The 12,434-nt window shown below is 51.1% G+C and carries 8 protein-coding genes; 1 reads left to right on the top strand and 7 read right to left on the bottom strand.

Going from position 1 to position 12,434, the window contains the following annotated elements:
- The 6 genes from CVV30_01180 to CVV30_01155 form a co-directional block, all read right to left on the bottom strand.
- Positions 1-1,086: hypothetical protein (locus tag CVV30_01180; GenBank protein PKL70924.1), on the bottom strand; the 1,086-nt coding region annotated here is incomplete at its 3' end.
- Positions 1,087-1,795: 709 nt separating this feature from the next.
- The gene (locus CVV30_01175; protein PKL70014.1) at positions 1,796-5,041 is read right to left on the bottom strand and encodes a hypothetical protein; all 3,246 of its coding nucleotides are present in this window, start codon (positions 5,039-5,041) and stop codon (positions 1,796-1,798) included.
- Between the two features lie 259 nt (positions 5,042-5,300).
- Entirely contained in the window at positions 5,301-5,819 is a 519-nt protein-coding gene (locus CVV30_01170) for a hypothetical protein (protein ID PKL70013.1), read from the bottom strand.
- Positions 5,816-7,012, bottom strand: coding sequence for a hypothetical protein (locus CVV30_01165; protein ID PKL70012.1), 1,197 nt, complete (start codon positions 7,010-7,012; stop codon positions 5,816-5,818). Before CVV30_01165 ends, CVV30_01170 begins: the two co-directional genes overlap by 4 nt.
- A gap of 27 nt (positions 7,013-7,039) precedes the next feature.
- Positions 7,040-7,954, bottom strand: a complete 915-nt coding sequence (locus CVV30_01160; protein PKL70011.1) for a hypothetical protein — start codon at positions 7,952-7,954, stop codon at positions 7,040-7,042.
- Between the two features lie 266 nt (positions 7,955-8,220).
- Positions 8,221-11,052 carry a hypothetical protein gene (locus CVV30_01155; GenBank protein PKL70010.1) on the bottom strand — a complete coding sequence of 944 codons (2,832 nt, stop codon included), beginning with the start codon at positions 11,050-11,052 and terminating at the stop codon, positions 8,221-8,223.
- A 178-nt stretch (positions 11,053-11,230) separates the two neighbouring features.
- On the opposite strand from CVV30_01155, the gene CVV30_01150 reads away from it, so the two are divergent.
- Positions 11,231-11,443 (top strand): hypothetical protein, encoded by a 213-nt coding sequence (locus CVV30_01150; protein ID PKL70009.1) that lies wholly within the window; start codon positions 11,231-11,233, stop codon positions 11,441-11,443.
- On the opposite strand, the gene CVV30_01145 is transcribed toward CVV30_01150, so the two are convergent.
- Positions 11,444-12,421: a hypothetical protein gene (locus CVV30_01145; protein PKL70008.1), complete on the bottom strand. Its 978-nt coding sequence runs from the start codon at positions 12,419-12,421 to the stop codon at positions 11,444-11,446.
- Positions 12,422-12,434 lie beyond the last annotated feature (13 nt).

Here is a 12,434-nt window from a genome sequence, read left to right as displayed (position 1 = left end):
ATTGACGGTACCTGCTGCACCGGCGGGAGAGGTGACATTGAGTTGGGTGGCGGAGGCCACGGTCAGGCTGGTACCGGCTGTAGTGCCAAAATTAACGGCAGTTGCTCCGGTAAACCCGGTGCCAGTGATCGTAATCACCGTTCCACCGACTACCGGTCCACTTGCCGGGATGAGGCTGGTTATGGTTGGAGCTGCCGGGTGTTGCACGTGACCGGTACCAGCAGTATATTTCAGATCCTTGTTCGACTGATCATAGTAACTAATCCCGGGATTTCCCCGTGAGTCCAGTACAAGAGATGAAAAACTGCCAACTTTTCCAGAACTGTCCACGGTCTCTATTACCCATCGGGAAGTTGTACGGCTCCATCCGGCAAATTTCAGATCGCTGTGGGATGCATCGTAATAACTGATACGCGGATCGCCATTCGCATCCAGCTTAAGGGATGCATATTCACCCACTCTCTTGGAACGGTCCACAGTTGTTATGACCCAGCGGGTTCCATCCCAGGCCGCATATTTCAGGTCCTTGTTCGACTCGTCATAGTAGCTGATTCTCGGATTCCCGCTGCTGTCAAGTGCGAGGGATGGATACTTGCCGACTTTTATGGATTTGTCCTGGTTCCGGCCGTAATCTCCATCCCAGTTGCACCCTTTCTGTCCTTTTTTATAGTTAGTACCATCGACAGTCGTAATGATCCAGCGGGTTCCGTCCCATGCTGCATATTTCAGGTCCTTGTTCGACTCGTCATAGTAGCTGATCCTCGGATTCCCGCTGCTGTCAAGTGCAAGGGACGAATACTCGCCCACATTTATGGATTTATCCTGGTTCCGGCCGTTATCTCCGTCCCAGTTGCCCCATTTTTGTCCTTTTTTATAGTTGGTGCCATCAACAGTTGTGATGACCCAGCGGGTTCCACTCCATGAGGCATACATCAGGTCCTTGTGCGACCCGTCATAGAAACTGATGCTTGGCTTGTCGCTGTTATCAAAGGCAAGGGACGAATACTCGCCCACTTTTCCGGTACTGTATACCGTTGTGATGACCCATTTGCTCCCGTCCCAGGAGGCATACTTCAGGTCACCCATTGACTCATCATAGAAACTTATCCGGGGTTTGCCGCTGCTGTCAAAGGCAAGGGACGAGTATTTGCCCACCCTTTCGGTTCCGTGAAAACACCGGATATAATCGCTGTCGCGGGTCCGGTCATGGTCCCGGTCCCAGAAGAACCAGTTATTTTTGCTCTCACTTTTGGAACAGTCTACCGTTGAGATGATCCACGTGCTCCCGTCCCAGAAGGCATACTTCAGATCGCTATACGTCTCATCATAGTAGCTGATCGCCGGATTGCCCAGAGCATCCAAGGCAACCGATGAGTACGCTCCAACCTTACTGTTGCTGTCCACAGTCTGCAGAGACCATGGCCCGAACTCGCTTGCTGATACCCCGCCAACCAGCAACATTCCTGATAAGATGAGGATAATAACAGGAATCCATCTCTTTTGGTTACAACTTAAGTTCATTTTTCCCCGCGTAAATATTTTGAATCGTAAGCGATTGCAATTCTGATAAATTGCTTCAATATTGATAAAAAATCTGAACGGATATGTGATCTGAATAATAAAGAACATTGCTGTAGTACAGTAACTTCAACAATCGGTTTTTACGGAGACAGGGGCGTGGAGGGAGCCTGTAGCATGCGATGTGCATTTCCCCACAAAAAAAGGAATGCTGGCAGTTTGTTTTAGCGGAAGTCTTCTCTCCGCGATTTGCTAACCATTCGGCCATTATCCGGGATTAATAGTACTTGATGATGATGATACCGTTACCGCCATCGCCACCGGCCCTGTTGGCAGCGCCACTGCCGCCACCACCACCTCCGGTACCATCAGTTCCAGCAGTGCCGACAGCACCATCGCCACCGGCGCCGCCGCCACCAGTACCGCCAGCACCGGGTGTATACTGTGAATTGCAGCCCCCGCCGCCGCCACCGGCGTATGTTACAGATGAACCTGATAGAGAAGATGCGGTTCCTGCTCCTCCATTACCGGCAACAGTAGTAGTAGCAGCAGTACCCCCAACACCGCTGCCACCACCACCGCCGCCAAGATAACGGTTTCCATTTTCATATCCCGCTCCGCCATTATTTCCCTGAGTACCTGTTCCACCAGTACCTGACCGACTGCCACCACCACCGGAACCTCCTGATGCTCCACTGTAAACAGCGGTGTCACCACTACTACCTCCACCGCCACCACCCGTTGCGGTAATAGTTGAAAATACAGAGTTGTCTCCGTTTGTACCCTTAAGGGTTGAACTTGTTGACCCGGCTCCACCGCCACCAACCGTTACCGTCTGAGTACCGGATAAACCGGTCAATGTGCCGGTTCTGAATCCACCAGCGCCGCCGCCACCGCCATAACGCCCTCCGCCGCCGCCTCCCGCTACGACAAGGTATTCAACGGTATTGACATTTGCCGGCACTGCCCAGGAGGTTGAGGAGGTGAAAGACATAATGACGTAATAATGGTACGCACCTGTACCAGTTGCTGTCCCACCGGGTGTAGTGATTACTACGTTATAGGTTCCGACTGCATGGGCGGGTGTCGTTGCGGTGATCGAAGTACCGCTGACAACGGTGAATGTGGTTGCCGCAGTACCACCAAAGGTTACTGCAGTCGCACCGGTAAAGCCCGTACCGGTAATTGTTACAGCCGTCCCGCCGGCTATCGGACCGAGTGCCGGCGTGATGCTGGTGAAGGTCGGGACTGCTATGTAGGTATATGCGTTAGTACCGGTAGCGGTCTGGCCGTCATTATTGGTGATCACTACGTTCTTAGCTCCCGCTGTGCCGGCGGGAGTGACCGCCGTAATCTGGGTAGAACTAACCCGGACTACGCTTGTAGCTGCTGCACCACCTATGGTCACACCGAACGATCCTCCGGATACAAAATTCCCGCCGATGATCGTTACCGAAGTACCGCCCGTAGTCGGGCCGGATGTCGGCGTTATGGTGGTGAACGTCGGAGGAAGAGTCACATAGGTATATGCGTTAGTACCGGTAGCCGTCTGGCCGTCATTGTTGGTAATCACTACGTTCCTGGCTCCCGTTGAACCTGGAGGACTGGACGCCGGAGTGACTGCCGTAATATGGGTGGAGTTGACCCGGACCACGCTCGTTGCGGCTATGCCCCCAATGGTCACACCAAACGATCCACCGGATACAAAATTCGTCCCCACGATCGTTACCGCGGTTCCGCCCGCGGGTAGGCCGGAATTCGGCGTTATACTGGTAAACGTCGGGAGTGCCACATACGTAAATGCTCCCGTCCCGGTTGCCGTCTGGCCACCATTGTTGGTAATTACTACATCCTTGGCTCCGGTTGTGGGGGATACCGGAGTGACTGCGGTAATATAAGTGGCGTTAACCCGGACCACGCTCGTCGCTGCTGCGCCTCCGATGGTCACACCGAACGCGCCACCATCAGCAAAATTCGTACCGCGGATTACTACTGCGGTACCACCGGCAAGCGGGCCGGAATTCGGCGTTATGCTGGTAAACGTAGGGGTATAGTAGACAGTGATGAGCTGGTAGGCAGTGCCGCTTCCACCGGCATTGGTTGCGGTCAGGCTCACGTTGTAGGTGCCCGAACTGGTAAATATATGGTTCGCATTCTGCGTAGTCACCTGGGGACTCCCATCCCCGAAATTCCAGAGCCATGATGATATCGGGGCATTGCTTGCCAGGCCCAGCCATGAAACCGTAAGTGGTGGAAGGCCGGAGGTAGGGGTAGTATTGAGGATATAAGCCGTCGGAGGTGGCTGGGTCACGTTGATGTACCCGGTTCGGACGAGAGAACTGCTGCTGTAGGAATTTGCCACCGTCAGGTTCACCGAGTAAACGCCAACAGTATCATACGTGTGACCCGGGTTCTGCGCAGTCGAAGTGTTCACTATGGCGATATCGCCAAATTTCCAGTAAAAGCTGAAAGGAGAACCTGTTGACAGGTCAGTGAAGGAAACAGTCAGGGATTTGGGCCCGGATGTCGGCGTCCCGGTAAAGTTTGCAATTGCCGGAATGTAGGTAAAGATATACCCGGACTTTAACGTAATATTGCTTCCCCAGTCATTAGTCGCAGTCAGGCTCACGGAATAATTTCCTGCTGACGTATAGGTATTGGTGGGATTCTTAAGGGTCGAATAGTGACCGTCCCCAAAGTTCCAGTACCACGATGTCGGGATATTGGTTGACTGATCCGTAAATGAGACCGTAAGAGGGATCGGACCCGTTAATGGCGTTCCGGTGAACGCTGCTACCGGAGGAATGGCAGCGACTACCGTGAACCCGTTGGCGAGAGTGCCGGAAGGCCCGTTGGGGTTGGTGACAACAATATTCCATGCCCCCGGGGCGGCGCCGGCAAGGTTGAATGCGCAGGTAATCTGGGATGATGAAACCACGACCACACCGGATGCCGGAATATCTGCATATCCGGCCCGGGTAAGTTTTACCATAGCCCCGGTGAAAAAATTCAACCCGGCAAGGTTCGTAATCGATACCACTGACCCACCGAGGCCCGTGTTCGGGGTTATTGAAGTTACCACCGGGGCCTGAACCGGAAGAGCTCCTCCCGACGATCCCTCCCCGTTTGATGCGATAAGGTGGGAAACGCCGCCGCCTTTATACACGATCTGAATCAGGGAAGGAACCGGATTACCGGAGGGGATGTCGTAGGTGAGCGACTGGCCGACAGACCAGGTACTCCAGCCGGCAGATCCGTCTTCTTTGAAAGCGCTGGTAAGATCCTGTCCGTTGAGGAGGAGTTGCAGATCCTCAACAGAGAACGAGTCGCCACCGTTATGATAGATATTTACGGTCTGGGCATTGGTGGAGATGATGGCGTTTAAGGCAGGAATTTTCTGGGGCTGGGGCTGGGAGAACATTATAACCCCGACAAGGGCAATTCCCGCAACAATAACCGAGATCAGGATTAAAGCACCGATAATCTCAGAAACGGCTCGTTCAGCAGCAGGCGGATGGTTCATGCAGGTCAACCGGTGAATATATGGATGGTATTACCATTCACAAATACTCTTGTAGTGGTATGTGGCAGTATCTGTTTATTATTGTACTGGTGACCCCCACCTTCGTGGATTTCCAGGATTTATGGTTCGGTTGAGAGCCTTGAAAGAGATGCATTCGCTTCGGGGACATTGGCATGTTGAGTCTTAAAGAGATGAAAAACGAAAAAACCAAAGCGTTCTTCTCCACTAAGTCGTCGTTGATGCGACTACCGGGCCCCCGCTATGGATCAATTGCTATTGGGAGCCCGGTACAGGAAATAAGCTGGGCAAAAACCGGAAGATCCCACTCGTCCCTTTGCTTCAGGACATTTGCCATCCATGCTACGTGACCCACAGGGTCATGGCAGCCCCCCTTCCATTCATCGTGTACCCATGCGACCCCCCCTGTCAACACCGGCACATTAAAACTAAAATCACCGACGTGAATTTTGACAAAAATGGCACGGAATTCCAGAAGGGATGGAGGGGGTCGCATGGGTACATCTGATACCAGCCGCCCGGAAATCCTGCGGCATTTTACGATCCCATGGAATGATCTCTCTGCCGTGAATCTGCTAAAAAAATCTCCTGTTGGATCAGGGTCATGGATCTGGTCAGGGCCGTCATTTGTACCCATGCGACCCCCCACTAACGCCGGACTAAACTGGACATAGGGGGAGTGAAATGCATAAACGCCAAAAAAATACGTGAATGTAAAAGGACAATGGGATTTCTGCAGAGCAAAAAGAGAAGAGATCAAAGACCGATTCCGGTTTGGACAACCCCATCTATTGTAATCTGCTCTGCCCAGCCGATCATATAGACCGGTGCTGCCACAGAAGACCCCGGGTAACTTACCAGAAACATACCATTTTCCGTGGGAATAAAATTATCCAGATGTACTGAACCACCATATGGGCCGTTAATTATGGTAGTCTCATTGACGATCAAGTTTGTATAGCCAGTTGCACTAGCTGGAGCCGGACTTGTGTATATGTCCAGACTTGAATCAATAGTACTATACTCGGTAATCCAGGTATGGCAAATCGCATTACTGCCACTATCAGTCCACACCCCCGTGGTGCTGTTCCAGGTACGAACAGTCATTTCATCACCCGTGCCTCCTGCCATCTCCCATATCGCGGGCGCGATGCCATACATGAGGAAATAGGTAGGACCAATGGTCTTGTCAAAAGCAAGATCAACCCTGTCATTCGGTCCTAAAGGAATTAACTGGGGAATATTACATTCTGATTTACCATTTCCAAAGACGATAGACGAATTGTAGCCTTTTTCAGAGACAGTAATATTAAAATGATACGCTTGTGAACCGGATTGAGCTAATATTGGGTTGCCTACTTGATTCCTTATGAAATTGATCCTTCGCACTTTTGAAGTCGCCACAATCCGGCTTAGCACGATGTCCAATGGAATCTGATCCGCACATGCCCAGTTCTTCACCGCTGAACAGTCAAGGTACGGTTTCTGGTCGGGGCTGACAATGCCGGTGCTCACGATGTTCGCTGATGCCTGATCGAGCAGAACTGCCCCCGTACTGCCCGTACTACCACCCGAGGCGGTATTACTGTAAACAAGCGCGACACTCTGCGGCATTGCCGAGATGGGGACTATCAGGTTCTTTCCCAGCGACCATGTATCCCCGCCCCCTGATATTTCGTATGACGCCGGTACTCCGTCAAGCAGCACGCTGAATTCGCCTTTAGTCAGGGAGTCACCCCCGTTATGGTAGAGGTATAAGGTGTCCTTGGAACTGTTGACGCCGGTCATGAAATTCAGGTTGGGAATTTTTTGCGGGGTTGACTGGGAAAGCAGGGTGATTGCGATAATGCCAATCGCTGCTACGACAACTGATATGAGCAGGATAGCGCCGATAACTTCCGACACGCCCGCACTGGAATCCGTTTTTAGATTTTTTCTTCCATCATTACGCATGGATACCCCTCATTCTCCCGGGTGTTGTCATGTCACTCCGGATGCAATATTATTGAGCGCAACATAAAATTCCGCTCTCTGGACGTACAGCGTTACGTCATTCCAGTTGGGATCCGGATTTGTTCCGGTGATATATATATAAACCGTTGTCCGTTTCGAAACCGGGTCCCATACACTTCCGGTACTGTAGGCAGCTGAGTCGAGTTTTGCACTGAGAGCAATGTTGGTAAACAGGTTCCGCCACATCGCTGCCGTCTTACTATCTGCACTGGTGACCGAGAGATTGACCCACGTGTTCGCGATATACGGACCCGTTGAGATATTGTATTGGGGCAGGATCCGCTGTCGCGTATCCACCCGGGCCGGACCATTGCCGCTCAGGCTCCCGCCACCGACAACCTGGACGGGGGCGATGTTGACAACAACAGAATTATTGGGTGCATTGGCCATCGTGATCAAGGGGGGTATCCGGCTAGTAGTACCTTCATCCTGTGAGAGAAAAACCCCGCCAAGCTGGTAGGAATACCGCTGCTGGATCCAGTAATTGTTACTCGAGCGGTATTCAAGGGAGGTGATGTTGATGGGAAAGTCCAATAGTGCCGTCCGGGAACTATGATAGCTGCTGCTATCGATGTCGAAGGTATCCCCGGTCGTATTGAGCGCCAGTATCGCCGTGGATGAGACCGGCTGGAGCATATAGAGGAAAAAACCGCTTGCCTGTGTATTGCCTCCCCCGGTGCCAAGATTAAATGACGTAGAGGTCATTACCGGGCTTAAGTTATTGACCTGCACCGATGTCCGGAGATTGTCCAGCGTGAATTTATAGTCCGTGAATTGTTCATTGATACGGTTCATCTGGGAAATCTCAGCTTCCCTTCCGTTGATTGGGACCACATAGACCATATATAACGAGAGTGCAGCAACAAATAATGCCAGAAGCATAATAAAAGCGATAACTTCTGACAAGGCTACTTCATCGCTGGTATTTTTCATGGGTAGTAGCATTTTGTTGTAACAGACGTTATTTATAGTTATTTAAGTTAAACAGCCACAGCCGTAAGGCGGGGATTTAATCCGGATTATAATGATGGGCACAGGTATACTGATCAGCTGATAAAGTTGCGAATGTGCCACCGGGGAAAGTGACAGGGGGGTCAACAATCACGGATCCAGCTTCGGAGTAATGACGGGGACCTGAGGTGCGGGGTTTACATCTGGTACCCAGCTGCACTACCGACATAATAGACACTGCTGGGACTGGCCGGACCCAGATTCATCGGATTGCTCAGGCCGGTGATACGGATCGCTGCTGAACTCACCTCGTAGTTAATCAGGGTAGTCCCGTCAAACACGAAGTATGTCTGTGCACTGGCTGATGGCATGTAAAGATTCAGCGTTGACTGGTACTGGTCGTACCCGCTGACGTAGAGACTGGCAACCGAACCCCGGTTAATGTACACATTATTCTGATAGAACGATACGTCTCCAAATGAGAAAGTGGTGATAGCTGATGATGTTGAATAGATGGACCCGTACTCATTGTTTTCCATGACAAACCTGATGGTATCACCCGAATTCAGGGTATAAGTTACTCCATTGATCTGGATCGATGAAGAAGCACCGGTGACATGGAACTGCATCACACCACCGGACTCGATATAGGCTCCCTTCGATGCACTGAGCGTTGTTGTATGTGTCGCGGGAATGAATATCGGGATGGCCTGCTGTGTTGAGCTGCTACGTACACCCCCATCCGTTACCGTAAGTTTAACGGTATACGTACCTCCGGAGGTGTATGTATGATCCGGGGGATTCTGCACCATTGAATGAGGGGTTCCATCGCCAAAGTCCCAGTCCCAGGTTGTCGCACCTCCCGTACTGGTGTCTGTCAGATGCACTACTGTGCTTGAGGGAAGCGTGTAGGTGAAGCTTGCAGTAAGTGGCCCGGGGGTTACCGTAAACAGGCCAGTGCCAGTTCCGGACTGCCCGTCAGGGTTCACAACAACGACATCCCATAGCCCTGTAGCAGCCCCGGCGAGACTGAAAGTACATTGAATCCGGACCGGTGACACGACACTTACCGATGTAGCAGTTATGGTGGAGGCTCCATTCTGTAACTTCACAGTGGGTGTAGATCCCATCTCGAAATACATGCCGGAAAGATCCGTGATGCTGACGGTGGTACCGGCCACACCGCTGCCGGGAGTGATGCCGGTGACCTGCGGACCCAGAATCTGGTATCCAGCTGCACTGCCGGAATAATAGACATTGCTGGGACTGGCCGGACCCAGATTCATCGGACTACTCAGGCCGGTGATACGGATCGCTGCTGAACTCACACCGTTGATCAGGGAGATCCCGTCAACGCTGAAGCTTGTCCATACGGATGCAGACGGCATGAACAGATTCAGCGTTGACTGGTACTGGTCAAAACCATTTACGTTGATACTTCCGACCGCTCCGCGGTTCACATAGGCACCATTCTGATAGAATGATACATCGTTAAATGAGAACTCGGAGATATATGCTGACGTCGAATAGATGGACCCGTACTCATTGTTTTCCACAACAAGCCTGACGGTATCACTTGGGTTCAGGGTGTACGTTACTCCATTGATCTGGATAAAAGAAGACCCGCCGGTGACCCGGAACTGCATTTCTCCACCCGATTCGAGATATGCATCTTTTCCGGCATTCAGGATAATATTTCCAGAAGCTGGTGTGTTGACGGTGATATACTGCGTCCTGGTAAGCGTATTGCTACCACTGCCGTTAGTTACCGTCAGGCTGACCGGCCAGTCCCCCGTACCCGGGTACGTGTATTGCGGATTCTGCAATGAGGAACTATTGCCATCGCCAAAGCTCCAGAGCCACCCCGTTACCGGCCCGGTCGACGCATCGGTGAACTGCACCGAAAGCGGGGCAAACCCGCTTCTTGGGGTACCATTGAAATTGGCAATGACCGGGAGAGGGAGTACCGGAGTTGTCGTTGTTGTAACCGTTGTAGTGGTTGTGGCTGTTGGTGTTACCGTTATCGTTGTTGAAGGAGTCGGTGTCGGAGGAATAACCAATTCCGGTGCAATGCTATTGAGCGCAACATAAAAATCCGCACGCTTGACATACAGTGAAACGTCTTTCCAGTTGGGATCCGGGTTTGTTCCGGAGATATAGATAAAAACAGTTGTCCGTTTAGAGACCGGGTTCCATACACTGCCGGTAGTGTATGCCGATGCGCTGAGTTGTTCACGGATGGCCGTATCCTTGAAAATATTCAGCCACATCGCAGCGGTCTGGTTATCTGCACTGGTGAACGAGAGATTGACCCATGTGTTCGCGAGATACGGATCCGTTGAGATATTGTATTTGGGAAGGACACGCTGGCGGGTATTAACCTGGGCCGGACCATTGCCGCTCAGGCTACCGCCCCCGACAAGCTGGACAGGGACAATATGGACAACAACGGAATCGTTGGCGGAACGGGAGAACGAGATCAAAGGAGAGATCCGGTTGGTGACACCGTCATCCTGCGAAAGGAAAACCCCGCCGAGCTGGTAGGAATACCGCTGCTGGATCCCATAATTGTTATTCGAGCGGTATTCAAGAGAGGTGATACTGATGGGAAATTCTCCGTTGCTATCATGAATGCTATGGTAACTGCTGCTGTCGATGTCGAAGGTATCCCCGGTTGTATTGATCGCCAGTGTCGCCGTTGATGAAGCGGGTTGAAGCATATAGAGGAAAAGACCACTTGCCAGGGTATTGCCTCCCCCGGTACCAAGGTTAAACGATGTAGAGGTCATCACCGGACTTAAGTTATTGACCTGCACCGATGTCCGGATATTATCCAGCGTGAATTTATAGTCCGTGAATTGTTCATTGATACGGTCCATCTGGGAAATCTCAGCTTCCCTTCCGCTGACCGGAACAACATAGACCATATATAACGAGAGTGTAGCAACGATGAGACCCAGAAGCAGAACAAAACCGACAACTTCTGATAAGGCTACTTCATCGCTGGTATTTTTCATGAGTAGTAGCATTTTGTTGTAACAGACGTTATTTATAGTTATTTAAGTTAAACAGCTACAGCCGTAAAGCAGGGGTCATCCGGGATACACCTAAGGGAACGGACAGCTGAGTCCCTTACAGACACGCAGAAATATCCGGGCGTGTGGCCCAGTTAACATAAGTCTGGCGGAAATAAGTGTTCCTGCAGGCATGAAATGGTCTGCAAAAGTCCGGGGGCACCATTTCATGGCCAAAGACCGGGGAAATGGCACCCACTATCATTGCCCAGAAGTGCGTTTTAAAAAATTTCAGGGCGGTTTTCAAAAGGCATCCCAATGCAGTGCATTCATCGGGGGACCGGATTACCCGCTTGGCAGGTTATGCCGGTCCCATAAGAGACAGAGGGGTAACCAGAGCGAATAATTACGTAATTCCTGAGGCGACGTTATCAAAGACAATATCAAATTCCGCACGCTGGACGTAGAGGGAGACTAAAGGATCCGGGCTTGTCCCGGTTATTTTCATAAAAACTGTCGCTGTTTTCGAAACGGGATTCCAAACATTTCCAATTGTGTAGGCCGCTGGATCGATCTGTTCAGTGGCGGCAAGACCCAGAAAAAGATTTTGCCACATTACTGCCGTTGCATTGTCTGCGGTAGTTATCGAAAAGTTCACCCACTGGTTGTTCAGAAGCAAAGGTGATGAGATATTATAGTTCGGAAGTATCCTCTGGCGGGTATCCAACCGGATCAGGTTGTTGCTGGTGTAACTACCGTTCCCGAAAACCTGGACTGGGACAACGTTGACAACAATGCTCTTATTGTTGGAATTTGTTATCGAAATGAGCGGTGAAATACGGTTTATGATGCCATTATCCTGTGAAAGGAACACGCCTCCAAGCTGGTAGGAATACTGCTGCTGGATCCAGTAATAGTTATTCGAGCGGTATTCAAGGACTGTGATATTGAGGGGAAATTCTCCTTTATTGTCCGGGGAACTGTGATAACTGCTGCTGTCGATGCTAAAAGTATCCCCGGTGGTTTTGATCGATAATGTTGCGGCTGATGCAACTGGCTTGAACAGAGGGAAAGAAAGGCTGCCCTGTTGTGAATTGCCCCCGTTTCCGAGTCTCATGACCGAAGAGGAGATCACGGGAGAGACACTTAAAACCGGGCTCGGCCCATTCGTATTGATGAGGCGGGAAGTCCAGAGCGCATCCAGCGTGAGTTTATAATCAGTGAACTGTCCCTCCACGTAGTTCATCTGGCGGATCTCATCTTCCCTGCCGTTAACCGGAACTACATAGGCCGTGTACAATGCGAGTGCAGCAATAATAATCGCCAGAACCAGAACAAAACCGATTATCTCTGATATTGCCACATCATCGCGGGTATTTTTCATATTCTGTAGCAAG

This window comes from Methanomicrobiales archaeon HGW-Methanomicrobiales-1 (assembly GCA_002839675.1).
Lineage (GTDB): Archaea > Halobacteriota > Methanomicrobia > Methanomicrobiales > Methanospirillaceae > Methanoregula.
The sequence above is the reverse complement of the archived record's forward strand: the minus strand, read 5'-3'. Positions and strand labels throughout refer to the sequence as shown.